Here is a 19,763-nt window from a genome sequence, read left to right on the forward strand (position 1 = left end):
CTTGCCTTGAGAATTCCTAGGCTTAGCGAAGTTTAACTTGGCCACATTCGCACGCTTATTTAACACGCAATATCTATCATGTGATAGGTAAATTTCGGACAGGATCGGAGACTACCCCCAAACCTTGCCCCCTACCGACCTGCGAAAATGCTGGTAAATGTAGTGCTATTTGTTTCAAAATGGACTCATTCACACAATTGCGAACATTCTCGGCACAAACTGCTTTAAGCTACCCTTATGACGCAGACCACAGAATCCCCGATGATCAAGATGACGGGAGTGCAAAAATACTTCGGCGACTTTCATGCCCTTACGGATATTGATCTTGAAATTCCCAGAGGACAAGTTGTCGTCGTACTTGGACCATCCGGATCCGGCAAGTCAACCCTTTGCCGCACGATCAACCGTCTCGAAACCATCGAGGAAGGCACCATCGAAATCGATGGAAAGGTTCTCCCAGAAGAAGGTAAAGGCTTAGCCAATCTCCGCGCCGATGTCGGAATGGTATTCCAGTCCTTCAACCTCTTCCCCCACCTCACCATCAAAGACAACGTCACTCTTGCACCCATCAAAGTGCGAAAGATGAAAAAGTCTGAAGCCGAAAAGCTTGCGATGAGCCTGTTGGAACGCGTCGGCATCGCAAACCAAGCTGATAAATATCCGGCGCAACTGTCCGGCGGTCAGCAACAGCGTGTGGCCATCGCGCGCGCACTTGCGATGAACCCAAAGATCATGCTTTTCGACGAGCCCACCTCCGCCCTTGACCCTGAAATGGTCAACGAAGTGTTGGACGTCATGGCAAGCCTTGCCAAGGAAGGCATGACGATGGTGTGTGTTACCCACGAGATGGGATTCGCACGCAAAGCAGCCGATCGTGTGTTGTTCATGGCGGATGGGCTCATTGTGGAAGATACGGAACCAGATTCCTTCTTCACCAACCCTAAGTCTGATCGTGCAAAAGACTTCCTCGGCAAGATCCTTGCCCACTAGTTTTCGGCTGCGCCTCTATCTTCAGAGTCACTTCTTTCAGTGTCATTTTTCTCGGCCCTAATCCCCCGCTGGAGTTCAATCAGCGATTGCAACCTTTTAGATATATAAGGAGACAACATGTCTGCAAAGCGTACTTTTACCCGTATCGGTGCGATTCTTGGAGCAACTGCACTTGCCGGAGTTACCCTCACCGCCTGTGGTGATTCAAGCGGTGGCGACGGATTCCTCGCAGCCATTGAAAATGGTTCTGTCAATGTCGGCACCAAATACGATCAGCCTGGTCTTGGCCTCCGCAACCCAGACAACTCCATGAGCGGTCTCGACGTGGATGTTGCTGAATACGTAGTCAACTCCATCGCTGATGACAAGGGCTGGGATCACCCCACCATCGAATGGCGTGAATCCCCTTCTGCGCAGCGTGAAACCCTCATTCAAAACGGTGAGGTAGACATGATCGCAGCAACCTACTCCATCAACGCTGGCCGTTCAGAGTCCGTCAACTTCGGTGGCCCATACCTGCTTACCCACCAGGCTCTGCTTGTTCGCCAAGATGACGATCGCATTGAAACCCTCGAGGACTTGGATAACGGTTTGATCCTGTGCTCCGTTTCCGGATCCACTCCAGCTCAGAAGGTCAAGGATGTCCTCCCAGGCGTTCAGCTCCAAGAATACGACACCTACTCTTCCTGTGTTGAGGCACTGTCCCAGGGCAACGTTGACGCCCTGACCACTGACGCCACCATCCTCTTCGGCTACTCCCAGCAGTACGAAGGCGACTTCCGCGTTGTGGAAATGGAAAAGGACGGCGAGCCATTCACCGACGAGTACTACGGCATTGGCCTGAAGAAGGATGACCAGGAAGGCACCGACGCTATCAACGCCGCACTTGAGCGCATGTACGCTGACGGCACCTTCCAGCGACTGCTCACCGAGAACCTCGGTGAAGACTCCGTGGTTGTTGAAGAAGGCACCCCAGGTGACCTCTCCTTCCTCGACGCAAGCTAGTGTGACGGCTTTTAAAAGCCAGCTTTAAGAAATGTGCGTGGCGCTTAAAACCCCGAAAGCGCCACGCACAACCCATTTAAGTTCATGATTTATTTCCATCCTTAACAAGGAGCACCACCACATGAGCACTTTGTGGGCGGATCTGGGTCCGTCTCTACTTCCAGCTTTTTGGGTGACCATCAAACTCACCATTTATTCCGCCATCGGCGCCATGATTTTCGGAACCATCCTCACCACAATGAGGGTCTCGCCCGTTAAAATCCTCCGCACGTTGTCCACGGCGTACATCAACACAGTCCGAAATACCCCACTTACTCTTGTGGTGCTGTTTTGCTCCTTTGGCCTTTACCAAAACCTCGGGTTGACTTTGGCGGGCCGTGAAAGCTCCACATTCTTGGTGGATAATAACTTCCGCTTGGCCGTACTTGGCTTCATTTTGTACACCTCAACCTTCGTTGCCGAGTCCCTGCGTTCGGGTATTAACACCGTGCACTTTGGGCAAGCAGAAGCTGCGCGTTCCCTAGGACTGGGCTTTGGCGCGACTTTCCGTTCCATTATTTTCCCGCAGGCTGTGCGCGCCGCGATCGTCCCTTTGGGCAACACACTGATCGCACTGACTAAGAACACCACCATCGCCTCTGTCATTGGAGTTGGCGAAGCCTCCCTGCTGATGAAAGCCACCATCGAAAATCACGCCAACATGCTATTTGTCGTGTTCGCGATCTTCGCCGTTGGCTTCATGATTCTGACCCTGCCTATGGGCCTTGGCTTGGGCAAACTCTCTGAGCGTTTGGCGGTGAAGAAGTAATGGCTAATACAGTTCGCGCAACAGTCCTCTACGATGCTCCTGGACCAAAGGGCCGTCGATTCAACCTCATAATCACCATTCTCACGGTGGTTCTGGGATTGGCGCTCCTCTTCTGGATTGGCTCCATGCTTTCAGGCAACGGCCAACTCGATGCCAACAAATGGACTCCGTTCATCAATTCCCAAACCTGGACCACCTACATTCTTCCTGGTTTGTGGGGCACGCTGAAATCTGCCGTGTTCTCGGTGATCTTGGCTCTGGTCATGGGTACCGCACTGGGTCTTGGCCGTATCTCTGAAATCAGGATTCTCCGCTGGTTCTGCGCCGTCATCATCGAGACTTTCCGAGCCATTCCGGTTCTGATCCTCATGATTTTCGCCTACCAGATGTTCGCCCAGTACAACATCGTGCCGTCGAGCCAGCTCGCGTTCGCCGCCGTGGTATTCGGTCTGACCATGTACAACGGTTCTGTGATCGCAGAGATTCTGCGTTCTGGTATCGCTTCCCTGCCTAAGGGGCAGAAGGAAGCAGCGATTGCGTTGGGTATGTCTTCTAGGCAAACCACCTGGTCAATCTTGTTGCCTCAGGCCGTGGCTGCAATGCTCCCAGCGTTGATCTCTCAGATGGTTATTGCACTGAAGGACTCCGCACTTGGTTACCAGATCGGCTACATTGAAGTGGTTCGTTCCGGTATTCAGTCCGCGTCTGTCAACCGCAACTACCTTGCAGCGCTGTTTGTTGTTGCGCTGATCATGATTGTTCTGAACTTCTCCCTCACCGCTCTGGCTTCTCGCATCGAGCGCCAGTTGCGTGCAGGTAGGGCTCGTAAGAACATTGTTGCCAAGGTCCCTGAGCAGCCAGATCAAGGTCTGGAGACCAAGGACAATGTCAATGTCGACTGGCAGGATCCTGATTATAAGGATCTGAAAACCCCTGGAGTTCAGTAACTCCCTTACCCCGGATGATTCCCATCCGGGGTTTAGTTTTTCAAATCCTCGATTCGCGCGTCTAGCGCTTCCCGCGCAAGGTCCATGGACATTCCAGCCGGAAATCCCCGCCGTGCCAGCGCACCAACCACGCGCCGAAGCGCTTTGTCGTAGTCGGCGCGGTCCTGCGGAATCTTGGTCTCTGAGCGCGCCTTTTTCACGGCCACCGCCCGCGCCGTGTCCCGCTCATCGGCCTGGTCGATTTGCTCAAGCGCCGCAGCACGCGTTTGCTTGTCGACGCCTTTTTCCTGCAGTTCGCGGTCCAGCGCACGCGAAGATTTTCCTCGCCTGGCAGCACGTTGCCGAACCCACTCAGTGGCAAAAACTTCATCATCAAGCAGTTTGGATCTGGTGAGATCGCCAATGACCTCATTGATGATGTCTTCCTCAAACTCCAGTGCTTTAAGTCTGGTGCTTAGTTCGTTGACTGATCGTGCGCGTTGGTTAAGCAGCAGCAGGGCACGTCTGCGTACGTTGGCTTTCTTTTCTTCTTTTTCATGGTCAAAGAAGTCTGATTCGCCTCGCGCATGAGCGCGTTCAAAGTTGTCGAGTGCTTTTCTGAGCTTTTCAATCTTTTCGGCTTGGATATCCATCGCGTTGTTGCCCTTCGTTGACGAAAAAGCAGGAACAAGCCACATCATGGTTTAAGTGTGTGGATTGTCCCTGCTTTGTTAAAACTGGTGCTTAGTCTTCAGCGTCTGCTTCGGTGTCGGCTTCATCATCGAAGTCAACGTTAGGCACGAGCTCTACTGGATCGTCGGTGAGTTCATCTGAGGCTGCAGCGTACTTGCCTACTCCCAGCTTCTTGAAGATCTTATCTTCCAGCTCATCGGTGAGTTCAGGGTTCTCCTTGAGGGAAAGACGCACCTTTTCCTTACCTTGACCAAGCTGTTCGCCCTCGTAGGTGAACCAGGAACCTGACTTCTTCACAATGCCGTTGTCCACTGCCAAGTCAATGACGGAGGATTCACGGGAGATGCCTTCGCCGTACATGATGTCGAATTCAGCGATCTTGAACGGTGGGGAGACCTTGTTCTTAACGACCTTCAAGCGGGTGCGGTTACCAATGGCATCCTGTCCGTCCTTCAGAGTCTGGATTCGTCGAATGTCACAACGAACAGATGCGTAGAACTTCAGGGCCTTACCACCGGTGGTGGTTTCTGGGGAACCGAACATCACACCGATCTTTTCACGCAGCTGGTTAATGAAGATCGCGGTGGTACCCGAGTTGTACAGCGCACCTGTCATCTTACGAAGCGCCTGGCTCATGAGGCGGGCCTGAAGACCAACGTGGCTATCGCCCATTTCGCCTTCAATTTCAGCCTTTGGTGTCAGCGCAGCCACCGAGTCAATCACGATGATGTCGATTGCGCCGGAACGAACCAGCATGTCGGCGATTTCTAGTGCTTGCTCACCAGTGTCTGGCTGCGAAACCAGAAGCGCATCAGTATCTACACCAAGCTTGCGAGCATAATCTGGATCCAACGCGTGCTCGGCGTCAATGAATGCAGCGATGCCGCCGGCCTTTTGTGCCTGCGCAATTGCGTGCAGTGCAACGGTGGTTTTACCTGATGATTCTGGGCCATACACCTCAACGATTCGACCACGTGGGAATCCACCGATACCCAAGGCAATATCAATCGCGGTGTTACCAGATGAGATGGTCTGGATTGGCGGACGATTCTCATCACCCAGACGCATGACAGCGCCTTTACCGAAATCCTTCTCAATCAGGGCTAGTGCGGCATCAAGTGCCTTCTGACGATCATTCCCCTTGGCGGCAGTTGCCTTTGTTGCTGTCTTCTTGGGAGCCATTTTTAATTCCTCTTAGTTTTATTGACGTTGATGTGGACGAAAATTCCTACGGTTGCATCACTTCAGCACTGACTAAAACAGCACTGCAGCAGTGACCCCTACTTACTTAGACTTGAAGTTCAAGGATTTGGATCCCGACTTCACTGTGTTTTCATCTGTTCTTTTGTTTATGCCCGTTACTGTAGATGAACCCTAGGACACAACGTGCTCAAAAAACAGTATACACGCACAACTGTTCGAAATTCGAATTTTCATGCGAACCCCCTCGAACAAGCTAGAACCCTGGTTCATCTTTACCAAGTCGTCGCTCTTCGGGAACACTGAAATCAATGCACAGTTGTTCCCATACATCGCGCAGATCAACCCCGGTATCTACTGCAACATCTGCAGTGACGCCGAGGGCACCAATCACATGCGAGTGTGCAATCCACTCCCCTTTGGCTTCTCCGAATTCATCTTCAATGAGTTGCCGAAACTCCGATAAACGCATGGGGACGATAATACAGCGCAAGCACAGAAGTTACGTGTCCAATCTCCGACAGCGACCCTAAGAAGGGTCCCCGTCATGACCGTCTTCCAGGGCGGATGAATCCACACGCGTTAGTTCACCGACGTCATTTCTCTCAAACTCATGAAAACTAGTTTCCCCCGAAAAAAGTACATGGACGGAGGATACTACCGTTTCTTTAAACATCGTGTGTTCTTCGACGTACTGGCAATAATACAAAGCGCAATCGGTTTCAAGGTCAACAAAAAGACCCCAACCAGCATCCTCATCTGTGAGATCTTGAGTAATCTTCAGGTACCGAAGATTATGCATGGTCATCGAAAATCCATTTGGAGGTGGCGGAGAGTAAAGCTCGTGCATTACAAAGTCCTTCCACATCACCATCAAGCCAGGAGCACCTCTCGGACGAATAATGAACTGATCTGATTCAAACCAGCCTTCAGAAGTGAGTTTGGGAGTATCGAAGGATTCTCTCGATTCACCATTGGCATAGGTTGTGACCTTGTGCTGTGCACCTGTCTGTGGATTACATCGAAAACTAAACCTAGTAGATTCTTCTCCAAAGTCTTCAACAGAACCCGAAATGCGATACTCCAACTTCGGCTTTCCACTCCTGAGCTTCATGCATATTCCCAGAACCTCATCCCGCGTGACTGGCGATTCGTCCACATCACAGCGAATGTTGGCTGCTACCCATTTTCCCACTGGATCAAAATTCATATTTCTTGCCGATCGTTTATAAGATTTAAGTAAATTCACAAAGATACTCCACTGACACATCTGCCATATGCAACAATATCTACATATCTGACAGTTGGATCCAGTTGAGAAATTTCAGCCCCCATCCCCCACATGAACGCTGTTCAAAACATCCAGCTTGCTTGTTGAACACTGTTCAGGTGTATGATTTTTTCATGCCTACATCCTCTTCTCCTGCAACTGTGACTCCGCTAAAGAAGCAGTCTTCACGTAAACAGCTCCAAGACATCGCGCTTATTGCAGTTTTTGCAGCACTGATCATTGTGCTTGCTTTTGTTTCCATCCCAGTTGGCACAGCGGGAGTGCCTATTGTTTTGCAGAATGCCTCCATCGTTTTGGCTGGCCTGATTCTTGGTGGTCGACGTGGTTTTCTCACTGCTTTGCTGTTCCTGGCACTCGGCCTGATTGGCCTGCCTGTCCTTGCAGGTGGTCGTACCACTTTGGCCGCACTTGCTGGCCCAACAGCTGGCTACATCGTGGGTTACCTCATTTCCCCACTTGTTGCAGGCATCATCGCTTACCTCGCACCTAAAAAGCGTGGCGCTGGAATGTTCATCGTTTTAGGCCTGGCGGGTCTCGCGGGTCTGATCACCCAATACGCTTGCGGCATCGTGGGTCTCGTCCTTCGTGCGGGTCTAAGCTTGAGTGAAGCAACAATTGCTCAAGGTGCCTTTGTGCTGCCAGATTTGGCCAAGATCACCGTCATGGTCATAATCGCCGCTGGAGTTCATGCAGCATTCCCTGACATCCGTAAGAAATAGTTCCAACCCACTTTTCCTCAGAATTGCAGTTCATGCCCGAGATCATTTTTGACAACACTGAAGTACGCTACGATGACTCGCTCATTTTAGAGCCCCTATCGTTAAAACTGACAGAACAACGCATTGGCATCATCGGGGCTAACGGCGGTGGAAAATCCACGCTCATCAGAATGATCAATGGTCTCGGCGAACCAACCACAGGGCGTGTTCTAGTTGATGGCCTTGACGTCTCGCATTCCGGACGGGAAGTTCGCAAGAAGGTTGGATTTGTCTTCTCTGACGCTGAAAACCAGATCGTGATGCCAACTGTGCGTGAGGATATTGCCTTCTCGCTTCGCCGGCACAAAATGCCACGCGCTGAAAAGGCGCAACGTGTCGACGAGATGATGGCGCGATTCAACTTGAGCGAGCATGCAGATCAATCACCGCACACCCTATCCGGTGGTCAAAAGCAGTTGTTAGCGCTGGCTGCAGTACTGATTTTGGAGCCAGAAGTGATCATCGCTGATGAGCCCACTACCCTGCTGGATCTGCGCAATAGGCTGATGATCAAAGACGTGTTCAATAAACTCGAGCAGCAATTAATCGTTGTCAGCCATGATTTAGATTTCCTCAGCGATTTTGAGCGGGTCATTTGCATCAATGATCATAAAATCGCTGCTGATGGCCCTCCGCAAAAGTCCATTGACCTGTACGTATCGCTTATGGCGGAACCTGCGAAATGAACAGTATTCCTTTAGGTTTTTACGTCGATAAGCAATCTGTTGTTCATTCTTTTCCTGCTTTGTGGAAATTCCCACTTCTGCTGTTTTTCATCATCGGCGGCTCCATCGCGGCTTCTACCCCGGTTCATGGGTTGATTTTGGTGGGGATTGCAGTGGTGTTTTACGTGCTGGCGAAGATTCCGCTGAAGGTCGCGTGGGAGCAGTTGTGGCCAGTGCTGCCGATTTTGATCATGCTCGGTGCGTTTCAGTGGTGGCAGCGCGGCTTTGATTTCGCGGCAACCACAGTGCTCACGCTGTTTTCCGCGGTGATGGCCGCCATGTTGTTGACGTTGACCACGCGGTTGGAAGCGCTCATGAATGCAGTTGAGCGGATGTTGCAGCCTTTTGCACGTTTTGGCCTGCCAGTAGAGACGATCACCTTGGCTATTTCTCTCACGATTCGGCTCATTCCGCTGCAATTAGCCACGGTGAAGGAAGTCCTCGATGCCCGTAAAGCTCGTGGTGCCGGTTTTTCTATCGCCGCGTTTGGCACGCCTGTGATCATCAGATCAATAAAGAGGGCCCGCAATATCGGCGATGCTCTTCTCGCACGTGGTGCCGGCGATTAATTTCTTTCAACACATAGCAAAGGGGGCTCGTACTAACGAAAGTACGAGCCCCGCTTTTAGTCTGCTGTGGCAGGTTTAAGCCTCGCCGCGCAGCTCACGCATGCGCTGTGCAACTGCGTCATCAGTGACGTTGTTGCCCGCTGCAGGAGCCTCAATGGACTCCTGCTTGTTACCAGCGGTCAGGGAACCACCAGCCATCTCAGCGCGGATCTGCTCAAGGCGGGAGTGTCCAGCCATCTGAACGCCAGCCTGCTCAACCTCAGCCATGCGGCCCTCAACAGAGTTGGACGCAAGCTCAGCCTGGCCAAGCGCGTTAGCGTAACGACGCTCAATCTTCTCACGAACTTGATCCAGGTTAGGAGTGCTGCCGGAGGTCAAAGAATCCATGGACTTCAGGGACTCGGAAACCTTTTCCTGCATCTTCGCCTGCTCCAGCTGGCTCAGAAGCTTGGTGCGCTCAGCAACCTTCTGCTGCAAAGCCATGGAGTTACGCTCCACAGCCTTCTTAGCCTGATCAGCCTGCTGCAGAGCCTGGTCGTGGAGCTGCTTGGTATCTTCAACGGACTGCTCAGCAGTAACCAGCTGTGCAGCGAAAGCCTCAGCGGCGTTTTCGTACTCAGTAGCCTTCTTGACATCACCGTCAGCGCGAGCCTTGTCAGCCAGCTGGATAGCCTGGCGGGTGTTGCCCTGCAGCTTCTCAATTTCAGCCAGACGGCGGTTCAGCTGCATTTCAAGCTGACGCTGGTTACCAATAACAGCTGCTGCCTGCTGGGAGAGCTCCTGATGCTGGCGCTGAGCATCTTCGATGGCTTGCTGGATCTGTACCTTAGGATCCGCGTTCTCCTCAATCTTGGAGTCGAACAACGCCATGAGGTACTTCCATGCCTTGGAGAATGGATTAGCCATGTTGAAAAGTGAGCCTTCCTAAATATCTGAAACAGGTAATTTCGCTGTATTCATTTATGCGATCATTATCCATGACGCCACGTATACCGGCACAACTGCCTTCACGCCACATGTAATTTTAGCGGTATGAAGTTAGCGGAACCTCGACGCCGTCCATATTAGCGCTATGAAGCCAACAATGGGCGTCGAAAAGCAATCTTTTACTGCTTTTCGACGCCCACCCATGCGCTTAGACGCGAGCGAGGTCTTCCTGCGCTGCTTGCAGCGCCATGGAACCTGCAGCTTCGATCAACACATCCGCAACGCTGGCCCCCAAAGCGTGGCACACGGAGGCAAGAAGCTCAGAGGACACCTCTTTGCGGCCGCGTTCCAATTCTGAAAGATAACCAGGTGACACACGTGAAGCTTCCGCCAGCTCACGCAAAGTAACGCCCTTGTCAGCACGGAAAGAACGAAGAGCTGCACCCAGAGCTTCGCGGAGAAGTGGCTCTGGAGCTTTCCGTGGGGCAGATTCTGAAATCGGCTTGTCTAGAAGGGTTGTATAAGTAACCATCGTTAGGTTCAACTCCCTTTCCCTAAAATTTGTTCCCAGTTTACCTGGAAACTTGAGTCACTGCGACTCAATATGGTCAATCAGCAGGCGAAAGCTTTGCTGCACAGCAGACTCTCTAATATGATGCCGTCCCAATTCAGCCAATATTACCTGTTGTTCACTTTCAAACGCACGATACGCGTCAATTGTTCCCGACGCCCCAAAATGCGCAGGACCAGCCACTCCGATCCACACTTCCCCCACCGGATGACCATCTTGTTTGCTGGGGCCAGCAACGCCCGTGAGCGAAACCGCCCAATCTGCCTGGCATCTGTGTGCGGCCCCCGTTGCCATCGCACGGGCGCACTGCGGGGAAACAACGCCGTGCGCGTCGATAAGCTCCTGCGGCACACCGGCAAGCGCAACCTTAAGCTCGGTGGCATAGGTGACCAGCCCGCCTTTAAGTACCACTGAGGCGCCGGGGATCTCTGCGATCGTCGCACTGGCAAGGCCGGCGGTGAGGGATTCACAAAACGCCAGCGTTTCACCGCGCGATTTCAACAGCTCCACCACTCGCCCCGCCAGATTCTCCGACATGGTCTAGCTTTCTGCGGACTTTCGTGAATCCCACAGGTACTGCAGACCCGTGACCACGGTGACGATCAGCGCTGCATACATGACGATCTGGCTTGGAATATCCATCCAACTTGGGAAAGGGCACAGATACAGAGCAACGGCAACAGTCTGCAGAGCAGTCTTAAGCTTGCCCCCCTTTGATGCAGGCACAACATTTCCAGCGCGCAGTTGGAAGAAACGCCAGATGGTAATGCCGAACTCTCGAAGCACAATCAACGCAGTGACCCACCAGGGCAAAATGCCGATGATGTTGAAACAGACAAATGCTGTGGTCATCAACGCCTTATCGGCAATCGGATCCGCGATCTTGCCAAAGTCAGTGACCAGGCCACGTGCTCGCGCAATATCGCCGTCAAGCTTGTCGGTGATCATGAGCAAAATGAAAACAACCAACGCCCACCAGGCAAAAGCATTGTTTTCCGTCTCACCTTTAAGCGTAAGCCACGCAAACAAAGGGATGACAATGATACGCAAGCTGGTCAAGAAGTTCGGAAGGTTCCAGTTGGAAGGCTTGACCGCTTGATTGCTTGGATCTTGTGCGCCATTTACGCCTGCTGATACATCACTCACGGTGTTCCACCCTACCTGCACCCAAATTGAAGACTACGACTAGTAATGATTTCTCCAAAAAACTTGTCACAAAGCTTGAGCCCACTCTATTCCTAAAAACCTCTCGACGGACGAAGCGCCACAAAAGCAAGAGAAGAATATAAGTGAACCAAATTCCGTTTAGTGTACGTCTAGACGCCTAAACTTACCTGTTATGACTTATTTTGCCGTGCTTTACACATACAACCCAGACAGCGAGAAAGTCGCTGAAGTTCGTACCGTCCACCGCGAGTTCATTGCCAACCTTCATGCGGAGGGCAAAATCGTTGGCTCCGGTCCTTTCGTGGACGGCGACGGTGGCGCGCTGATTGTCATCAAGTTGGAAGAAGGCTCCAACCTTGTTGATGCTGAAACCCTGATGAACAATGATCCATTCCACGTAGAAAACGTGCTGGACAACCGCGTCATCCGTAGCTGGAACCCTGTGACCAAAGATTTCTAGGCAACTTTTTCTTTAACAATTTTGGCGCTTGGCTTGTATGAAAGTCAGGTGCCTTCTCGCTTGCCTAAACCAGCGTTGCTGCCTAAACCAGCGTTGCTGCCTAAACCAGCGTTGCTGCCTAAACCAGCGTCGTATGGCTAAAGGGCCAGCACCGAAACTCCTCGGTGCTGGCCCTTTATTTTAAGTAATGCTGTTACTTCTTCTCTGAGGAGATATCGGTAACGGTGGCGGATCCGGTTTCAGGCTCCTCACCGGTCTCCCAGTTGTCGCCCTCATACTTTGCAGCGTTCCACTTTGGTGGAATACCGCCCTGGTTTTCGTCGCGTTTGTTCTTGATGATGGATGCGATGACGGTGATTGTCAGGACACCAATGATGAAGACCAAGGAGAACACGGTGGAAACCTCAGGTACGGAGACGTTTTCACCACCGTTGATGAATGGCAGGTTGTTTTCGTGCAGTGCATGCAGACCAAGCTTTGCACCAATGAACAGCAGGATAAGACCCAAGCCATAAGGCAGGTAGACCAGGCGGTCAAGCAGGCCGTCAAGCAGGAAGTACATTTGGCGCAGACCCAGCAGGGCGAATGCGTTAGTGGTGAACACGATGTAAGGCTCCGTGGTGATGCCGTAAATCGCTGGGATAGAGTCCAGTGCGAACATCAGGTCAACCATGCCGATGGATACAAGTGCAACGAACAGTGGGGTCAGGTGCAGCTTGCCTCCGAAGCGGTGAGTGAGCTTGTCGCCGTGGTAGCCCTCAGTAACCGGAATGACCTTGCGCAGCGCCTTAATGATGAACATGTCGTTCGGGTCGGTCTCAGGGGTGTCTCGAACTTCGTCCCACAGGAGCTTCACAGCGGTGTAGATCAGCCAGATGGAGAAGATGTAGAAGACATCGGACCAGGCTTCGATAACTGCAGCACCTGCGAGGATGAATGCCAGGCGGAAGACCAGTGCCAGCGCGATACCGATGAGCAGAACCTTCTGCTGGTACTTGCGAGGAATCTTGAAAGAACCCATGATCAGCGCGAAGATGAAGAGGTTATCAACACTCAACGCCTTCTCTGTCACGTAACCGGTGAAGAACTCAATGCCGTGCTGGTGTGGGTTACCTGGCTCGCCCCAAGCAAACCAGAGGAACACGCCGAAAACACAGGCGAGGGCTACGTAGAAGAGGCTCCACCATGCGGATTCTTTGATAGTGGGCTCGTGTGGGGTGCGGACGTGGGAATAGAAATCGAAAATGAAGAAGCCAGCAATCACTGCGATAGTGATTAGCCATGTGGCTAAGTTTACTTCCATGACAAAAAGAACCTCCGGTTCTTGGTTAGACAATTTAAGAACCGGAGGTCTCCCCCACCCTTGTCCCTCAACGCATCTAACATGCATCTGAAAAACAAAATGGGCCAGTGTGACCGGGAATTCACAACCTAAAATTCTTTAAAGTTTGATTTCCGTGTTGACGATCAACGCTGCTTGTGGGGTACTCCCCTCCAATACGGGAAAACTATAACCCAGATGGTGGGAAATTGCTACCCCGTCACCGCCCCGAAGCTAAAACCGCAGAAACTCAACCCGACTTAAGCAAAAAGAATCGGACATGCTCCCACAGTTCAAAGCAGTCTAAAACCGCAAACTGTGCGAACACGCCCGACTCAACATCCAGAGCCACTAGGCTCCTAAAGCCTTAACACACTCCCTTGGAAGGATCAGCCTGCACGACGGTGGTGTTAGCCGCTTCTTCAGCTTCCGCTGCCACCTCGTCATCCCAGGTCTCTTCCTTCGGTGCGTCGGCGGGGTCTGCACCTTTAAGCATCCACAAAATGGTTTCCAGCTCTTCTGGCTTGACCAAAACTTCACGAGCCTTAGAGCCTTCGGATGGGCCCACCACACCGCGGGTTTCCATGAGGTCCATGAGGCGTCCGGCCTTGGCAAAACCGATGCGCAGTTTGCGCTGCAGCATGGAGGTGGATCCCATTTGTGAGGTCACCACGAGTTCGACTGCTTCGAGGAGATCTTCCAGATCGTTTCCGATATCGGCATCGATCTTCTTAGCTTCGGAAGCCTTATCTTCGGTGACACCGTCGGTGTATTCAGGCTGGCGCTGAGCCTTGGCCATGTCCACGACCGCTTGGATTTCTTCATCGGTGACAAAGGCACCCTGGATACGTTGTGGCTTGCCGGCACCCTGTGGGATGAACAGCGCGTCGCCCATGCCGATCAGCTTTTCAGCGCCACCCTGGTCCAAAATAACGCGGGAGTCAGTTAGCGATGAGGTTGCGAAAGCCAAACGTGAAGGAACGTTGGTCTTGATCAGACCGGTCACAACGTCCACGGATGGGCGCTGCGTTGCCAGCACGAGGTGGATACCGGCGGCACGTGCCTTCTGGGTGATGCGCACGATGGACTCTTCGATTTCCTTCGGTGCGGTCATCATCAGGTCAGCGAGCTCGTCGACCACACACACGATGTATGGGTACGCACGGTATTCGCGCTTGGATCCTGGAGGGGTCTCAATTTCGCCAGATTTAATCTTGCGGTTGAAGTCCTTGATGTGGCGCACACGGGTTTGTTTCATGTCCATGTAGCGCTGTTCCATTTCCTCAACCAGCCACTGCAGTGCTGCCGCGGCCTTCTTTGGTTGGGTAATGATCGGCGTAATCAGGTGTGGAATGCCCTCGTATGGTGTGAGTTCCACCATCTTTGGGTCCACCAGAATCAGACGGACTTCTTCTGGCTTTGCACGCGTGAGCAGTGACACCAGCAGCGAGTTCACGAACGCCGACTTACCAGAACCGGTGGAACCAGCCACAAGAAGGTGAGGCATTTTCTGCACGGAGTAGGACACGAAGTCGCCTTCAATATCCTTACCCAAACCAATGAGCATGGAGTCTTTGTTTTCCACGGTGGCACGCGCATTGAGCACATCACCCAGGCGAACCATCTCACGGTCAGAGTTTGGCACCTCAATACCGACTGCTGATTTACCTGGAATTGGGGTCAGCAGACGAACATTCTCAGTCGCCACAGCGTAGGCAATATTGGATTGCAGGTTGGTGATTTTAGAAACCTTCACACCAGGTCCCAGCTCAATTTCATAGCGCGTGACTGTCGGGCCACGGGAGAAACCAGTCACGGTCGCATCAACATTGAACTCACTGAACACGTCAGTAATGGCCTCGATCATGCGATCGTTGGTCTCTGAGTGAAGCTTCGCTGGCTCGCCTGGAATCAGCAGATCGGCACTCGGCAACACATAAGTGCTGTCGCCATCGCTGACAATGTCGGCAGGGGTCGGCGCTACAGGAGCAGGTGCCGCAGGCTTCTTCTCCACGACGGGATCCTTGCCCGATCGCGCAATAATCGCCTGACGCATGCTTTCCCTCGACGCTGCCACCGCATCCGACGCCGGCGCCGGCGCCAGATCTTCCTCGGTCACCGCTGGGAACTCATCAGTTTCGGTGACGCTGGGCTTCTTCAAGATGCTTGTCGACGCCTCCCTCTGCTTCACCTGCGGTTCCGCGGGGGCCTCGGCCTTCGCGTCATCCACGGGATACTTATCCAGCGAGGCCGCTGGGCGGCGCGCAGGTGTTGGGGCTGGCGCAGGAACTGGTGCCGGTGGCGGAGTCAGAGGTGGGGTGCGACGTGGCGCAGCCTTAGGCAGCGCTCGGCTAGGGGTTCTACTTGGTGCACGACCGCTCGCGCGGGATTCCAGCTCGCGTTCCACGTGTCCGTAGAGATCATCGTCTTCCTCGTCGAATTCATCTTCATCGCGGTTAAATCCTGCGAAGCCAAAGAAGCCACCCGCAAATTCGATGAACTCACGAATCGAAATTCCCGTGGTTTTCAACGCTCCCCAGAACAGCAGCAGAAGCAGGATCGGCACCGCCAAGAACACGGAGAATCCCAGTTCCAACGGGGTTCCAATCCACGCACCGATGGCACCGCCAGCAGTCTTTCGGCCCTCCCACTCAGCTGGGTTACCAGCAAAGAGGTGAATCAAGGCCAGCATGCACACGATGATCACACCGATGCCCAACATCACCCTGCCCTGAGCTTGACGCTCTGGAGTGTAACGAAGCATGAGCGCGACAGCCCACCCAATGAGGCCGACCGGCAAGATCCAAGCACCAGCGCCAATAGCGAGGTGAACGATATCGGCGATGAACGTGCCAATCGGTCCACCAATGCCCAGCCACACCGCAGCGCCCAAGACAATTGCAATTCCAACCAGGCTTAATGCAATGCCGTCTGCGTGCTCTTCCACGTAGGCAGAAGTGCGGTTTCCTGATTGCTCATCAAAATCCTCATCGAATTCCGGCTCAGGTTCAACAGCCTTGCTCCGCGATTTTCGTGTGGCGGGTTTCGTTGCGATCTCCTCCTCGAAATCATCAAAATCGTCGAGTACATCTTCGTTTCGACGACGACCAAGTTCACCAATGGAACGGGTCATCTTACCCAAGCCACTCGCGGTGGCACCAAATAGCGTTCCGATACCGGATCCCACAGCGCGAAATGCGCTGCCGGTCCGTTCTTCAGAAGTATCAGCAGCGCGTCGAGCGGTCATCGATGTTGTAAACGCAGCAGTCTCTGACCGGCCACCCCGAGAGGTGCTGGTTGTTGGTTTGCTTCGCCTGGTCGTCGCGGTGGTTTTTGGCCCCGTCGACTTTCCCGATGATCGTGAGCTTCCCCGCTTGGGTGCGCCGTTTCTGACAGTCATGGCCTTAACTCTAGTCGCTCAAACAACTCTATTCACAGAAGCACCACGCGATTCGTCCAAGTTTTCTATAAACTTCCCCGAACAACACCCTCTTGATTGCCTTCAAATGTTAGTTTCACAACATCACGGCCAGACAGCCACAACAGCAGCTCCCCTACCCCACCGCTAATCCGACAGACGTTTTCACCATCGGCCGACACTCCCCGACCTTCATGAAGAACAATCCGCGGAAAACCCACCGGAGCTAGAACCACTGGACGCGGTGATTTAATCATGCGTGGAGCAAGAAGTTTTAAAATGCGGTGCAGCTCTTTGCCATGTGCGTGCTCCATGGGGCGTACTTCTACCTCATCACCTGGCTGCAACGCGCCACGCAGGACATCTTCATGATGGATGAAATGCTCCATGCTATTGCCAATAGAGTCAAGGGCTCGCCATGGATTCAGCCCCTGCGGGCCTTCAGCCCACGCGTTGACAACATCCTCATATGGTCGGGTAAGCGCTTCTTCAAACTCTTCCTTTGCAGGATCCTGCTTTCCAGGAAGCATGCTGCGCAGCGCTGCTCCTGGCTTTTGCTCACGGACATAAAGGTGTGCCGCAAGATCTTTGGTGGTCCATTCGCCGCACAAGGTTGGTGCGTCTGGCCCCTTTTCCAACAGTGATGCTTGAAGTGCTGCTCGTTCTGTTTGTGCGAGATTCATGCAACCAAGACTAGATCAATGTGTAGAAACGCGTTGAGCCCGCGGCACCCAGGTTGGGTGCTGCGGGCTCGCGACGTCGAAAAGCGAAATGCTTTTACAGGGACTCGCGTGAAGCGCGAACCTCATCGTCACCGATGTGCGTGGTTTCCGCAGTCATCGGAATGACGGTTGGCATGATGACCGGCTGGCGCTTCCACTTCTGCTCGACGAAGCGAGAGAGCTTGCGGCGCAGCTGCTGAACCATGCGGTAAGGATCGTTTTCACCTTCAGCTGCAAGATCATTCATGGTGGTTTCGGACAGCTCAGTGACCTCACCCATCATGGACTTTGCATCCTCAGAGAAACCGCTGGTCTGAACGGTTGGGCGCTCCAACAGACGGCCAGTGCGGTTGTCGATGACAGCAGTGATCGAGATCAAGCCACCCTCACCAAGCGAGGTACGGTCTGCAAGGATGTCCGCGTCAATATCACCCATGGTGACACCGTCGACGTAAAGGTTACCAACTGGAATCTGACCAACAACCTGTGCGCGACCGTTGACCATATCAACCACAACACCGTTTTGTGCAAGCACAACGTTGTCGCGGTTAACACCAGTGGAGATAGCCAGTTCCTTGTTGGCGCGCAGGTGGCGCCACTCGCCGTGGACAGGCATAGCGTTCTTCGGACGAGCGGCGTTGTACAAGAACAACAGCTCTCCGGAGTAGCCGTGGCCCGAGGTGTGCACCTTGGCGTCGCGACCGGTAACAACAGTTGCACCGATCTGAGCCAGCATGTTGATGACACCGAACACTGCTTCTTCGTTACCTGGAACCAGGGAGGAAGAAAGGATAATCAAGTCTCCATCACGGACAGTGATCTGTCGGTGCTCACGACGCGCCATGCGAGACAGCGCAGCCATAGGCTCACCCTGAGTACCAGTGGTAATCAGCATGACCTTGTGAGGAGCCATACGAGAAGCATCATCCATGGAAATAATGGTTCCGCGAGGTGCCTTCAGGTAACCAAGCTTCTCCGCAATCTCCATGTTGCGAATCATGGAACGACCGTTGAATGCAACCTTACGGTTGGACGCAACGGCAGCATCCACAGCTGCCTGAACGCGGTACACGTTGGAAGCAAACGACGCCAAAATGACGCGCTGCTTAGCATCGCCGACCAAACGCTTCAGGGTTGGAGCAACATCAGCTTCAGATCCAGAAACACCAGGGGTGGTGGCGTTGGTGGAGTCACACAGCATCAAGTCCACGCCCTCGTCACCGAAACGGGACAATGCAGGCAGGTCAGTTGGGCGTCCATCAGGAGGAGTCTGATCCAGCTTGATGTCACCGGTGTGGATGACCAAACCAGCAGGAGTCTTGATAGCAAGACCAAGGCAGTCTGGGATGGAGTGGTTAACAGCCCAGAAGCGAATGTTGAACGGTCCGCGGTCCTCATTGGACTGCTCGTTGACCTCGATCAGCTTCGGACGCTGACGGTGTTCCTTACACTTAGCTGCAATCAGAGCCAAGGTGAAACGGGATGCCAAGATTGGGATATCGTTGCGCAGCTTCAGCAGCCAGGGAATAGCACCAATGTGGTCTTCGTGTCCGTGAGTAACCACCAATGCATCGACGCGGTGCAGGTGATCCTCAATTGGGCCGAAGTCAGGAAGAATCAGGTCAACGCCTGGCTCACCTGAAGATGGGAAGAGCACACCACAGTCCACGATGAGCAGACGGTTGTTGTACTCAAACACGGTCATGTTGCGACCGATTTCGGAAATGCCACCAAGTGCGTAAATACGCAGACCGTTTGCCGGTGCCTTTGGTGGCTCTGGCAGGCGCTGGGTCAGATCCGCACCCTGCATCGACTTAACAACGTTTCGGCGTCCGCCACCGCGGTTGCCACGGTTTCCGCCCTGACGGTTCTGGTTACCGCTGTTGTTGTTCGCGCCCTCATTGGCGTTTCCGGATCCACGACGTCCACGACCACCGCGACGGTTGTTGTTGGAACGGTTGCGGTTGTTGTTTCCGGACTCGCGGTTCTGGGAACCTTGAGCGTTCTGGGAACCCTGAGAATCTTGGGATCCTTGAGCACCTTGCGCAGCATCCCGATTGTCGTTTCCGGCGGTCTCAGCTTTTACAGCGCTCTGGTTAGAGGAAGCATCTGGTGCCTGAAAGACAGGGGTATCCAGATGGTTTTCCTGACCAGCTTCTGGTGGGCCCGCCTTGCGGGTAACCTTCCGGCCGCGATTTCGGGAATCATTCAT

General features: G+C 53.3%; 20 protein-coding genes. 8 read left to right on the forward strand and 12 right to left on the reverse strand.

Annotated features, from left to right (window positions below; all coding sequences use genetic code 11):
• The first annotated feature begins 261 nt into the window (after window positions 1-261).
• From gluA to CGL_RS09720, 4 genes are all read left to right on the forward strand, one after another.
• Window positions 262-990: a glutamate ABC transporter ATP-binding protein GluA gene (gene gluA / locus CGL_RS09705; protein WP_003857431.1), complete on the forward strand. Its 729-nt coding sequence runs from the start codon at window positions 262-264 to the stop codon at window positions 988-990.
• Window positions 991-1,107: 117 nt separating this feature from the next.
• Entirely contained in the window at window positions 1,108-1,995 is an 888-nt protein-coding gene (gluB, locus tag CGL_RS09710) for a glutamate ABC transporter substrate-binding protein GluB (protein WP_011014779.1), read from the forward strand.
• Window positions 1,996-2,116: 121 nt separating this feature from the next.
• Window positions 2,117-2,803, forward strand: a complete 687-nt coding sequence (gene gluC, locus CGL_RS09715) for a glutamate ABC transporter permease GluC (RefSeq protein ID WP_011014780.1) — start codon at window positions 2,117-2,119, stop codon at window positions 2,801-2,803.
• A gap of 125 nt (window positions 2,804-2,928) precedes the next feature.
• Window positions 2,929-3,750, forward strand: coding sequence for an amino acid ABC transporter permease (locus CGL_RS09720; protein WP_011014781.1), 822 nt, complete (start codon window positions 2,929-2,931; stop codon window positions 3,748-3,750).
• Window positions 3,751-3,782: 32 nt separating this feature from the next.
• Here CGL_RS09720 and recX read toward each other — a convergent pair whose 3' ends face one another.
• The 4 genes from recX to CGL_RS09740 all read right to left on the reverse strand — a co-directional run bounded on the left by recX (window position 3,783) and on the right by CGL_RS09740 (window position 6,871).
• Window positions 3,783-4,430 carry a recombination regulator RecX gene (gene recX, locus CGL_RS09725; protein WP_011014782.1) on the reverse strand — a complete coding sequence of 216 codons (648 nt, stop codon included), beginning with the start codon at window positions 4,428-4,430 and terminating at the stop codon, window positions 3,783-3,785.
• A gap of 43 nt (window positions 4,431-4,473) precedes the next feature.
• On the reverse strand, window positions 4,474-5,604 hold the full coding sequence (gene recA / locus CGL_RS09730; RefSeq protein ID WP_003857444.1) for a recombinase RecA: 1,131 nt from the start codon (window positions 5,602-5,604) through the stop codon (window positions 4,474-4,476).
• Window positions 5,605-5,878: 274 nt separating this feature from the next.
• A complete protein-coding gene (locus tag CGL_RS09735) occupies window positions 5,879-6,094 on the reverse strand; it encodes a DUF3046 domain-containing protein (RefSeq protein WP_003857447.1) in 216 nt (71 codons plus the stop codon).
• Between the two features lie 57 nt (window positions 6,095-6,151).
• Window positions 6,152-6,871, reverse strand: a complete 720-nt coding sequence (locus CGL_RS09740; RefSeq protein WP_231838271.1) for a hypothetical protein — start codon at window positions 6,869-6,871, stop codon at window positions 6,152-6,154.
• Window positions 6,872-7,026: 155 nt separating this feature from the next.
• On the opposite strand from CGL_RS09740, the gene bioY reads away from it, so the two are divergent.
• From bioY to CGL_RS09755, 3 genes are read left to right on the forward strand one after another with little or no spacing between them, the layout of a single operon-like run.
• Entirely contained in the window at window positions 7,027-7,632 is a 606-nt protein-coding gene (gene bioY / locus CGL_RS09745) for a biotin transporter BioY (protein WP_003857452.1), read from the forward strand.
• A 32-nt stretch (window positions 7,633-7,664) separates the two neighbouring features.
• The gene (locus CGL_RS09750; RefSeq protein ID WP_011014785.1) at window positions 7,665-8,357 is read left to right on the forward strand and encodes an energy-coupling factor ABC transporter ATP-binding protein; all 693 of its coding nucleotides are present in this window, start codon (window positions 7,665-7,667) and stop codon (window positions 8,355-8,357) included.
• Entirely contained in the window at window positions 8,354-8,965 is a 612-nt protein-coding gene (locus CGL_RS09755) for an energy-coupling factor transporter transmembrane component T family protein (protein WP_003857456.1), read from the forward strand. Before CGL_RS09750 ends, CGL_RS09755 begins: the two co-directional genes overlap by 4 nt.
• Window positions 8,966-9,040: 75 nt before the next feature.
• On the opposite strand, the gene CGL_RS09760 is transcribed toward CGL_RS09755, so the two are convergent.
• The 4 genes from CGL_RS09760 to pgsA form a co-directional block, all read right to left on the reverse strand.
• On the reverse strand, window positions 9,041-9,871 hold the full coding sequence (locus tag CGL_RS09760; protein WP_003857458.1) for a PspA/IM30 family protein: 831 nt from the start codon (window positions 9,869-9,871) through the stop codon (window positions 9,041-9,043).
• Window positions 9,872-10,100: 229 nt separating this feature from the next.
• Complete coding sequence (locus tag CGL_RS09765) at window positions 10,101-10,424, reverse strand: helix-turn-helix domain-containing protein (RefSeq protein ID WP_003861658.1); 324 nt, start codon at window positions 10,422-10,424, stop codon at window positions 10,101-10,103.
• Between the two features lie 57 nt (window positions 10,425-10,481).
• A complete protein-coding gene (locus CGL_RS09770; protein ID WP_011014786.1) occupies window positions 10,482-11,000 on the reverse strand; it encodes a CinA family protein in 519 nt (172 codons plus the stop codon).
• Between the two features lie 3 nt (window positions 11,001-11,003).
• Window positions 11,004-11,609, reverse strand: a complete 606-nt coding sequence (gene pgsA / locus CGL_RS09775; protein WP_003861660.1) for a CDP-diacylglycerol--glycerol-3-phosphate 3-phosphatidyltransferase — start codon at window positions 11,607-11,609, stop codon at window positions 11,004-11,006.
• A 193-nt stretch (window positions 11,610-11,802) separates the two neighbouring features.
• On the opposite strand from pgsA, the gene CGL_RS09780 reads away from it, so the two are divergent.
• Window positions 11,803-12,090 (forward strand): YciI family protein, encoded by a 288-nt coding sequence (locus CGL_RS09780; RefSeq protein ID WP_003857466.1) that lies wholly within the window; start codon window positions 11,803-11,805, stop codon window positions 12,088-12,090.
• A gap of 193 nt (window positions 12,091-12,283) precedes the next feature.
• On the opposite strand, the gene CGL_RS09785 is transcribed toward CGL_RS09780, so the two are convergent.
• From CGL_RS09785 to CGL_RS09800, 4 genes are all read right to left on the reverse strand, one after another.
• Window positions 12,284-13,393 carry a TerC family protein gene (locus tag CGL_RS09785; protein ID WP_011014789.1) on the reverse strand — a complete coding sequence of 370 codons (1,110 nt, stop codon included), beginning with the start codon at window positions 13,391-13,393 and terminating at the stop codon, window positions 12,284-12,286.
• Window positions 13,394-13,778: 385 nt separating this feature from the next.
• Window positions 13,779-16,658: an FtsK/SpoIIIE family DNA translocase gene (locus CGL_RS09790; protein WP_011014790.1), complete on the reverse strand. Its 2,880-nt coding sequence runs from the start codon at window positions 16,656-16,658 to the stop codon at window positions 13,779-13,781.
• Between the two features lie 218 nt (window positions 16,659-16,876).
• Window positions 16,877-17,512, reverse strand: a complete 636-nt coding sequence (locus CGL_RS09795) for a TIGR03085 family metal-binding protein (protein WP_003857475.1) — start codon at window positions 17,510-17,512, stop codon at window positions 16,877-16,879.
• A 94-nt stretch (window positions 17,513-17,606) separates the two neighbouring features.
• Window positions 17,607-19,763 carry a ribonuclease J gene (locus tag CGL_RS09800; RefSeq protein ID WP_011014791.1) on the reverse strand — a complete coding sequence of 719 codons (2,157 nt, stop codon included), beginning with the start codon at window positions 19,761-19,763 and terminating at the stop codon, window positions 17,607-17,609.

It is taken from the genome of Corynebacterium glutamicum ATCC 13032 (assembly GCF_000011325.1).
In the GTDB taxonomy this organism is placed as follows: Bacteria; Actinomycetota; Actinomycetes; order Mycobacteriales; family Mycobacteriaceae; genus Corynebacterium; species Corynebacterium glutamicum.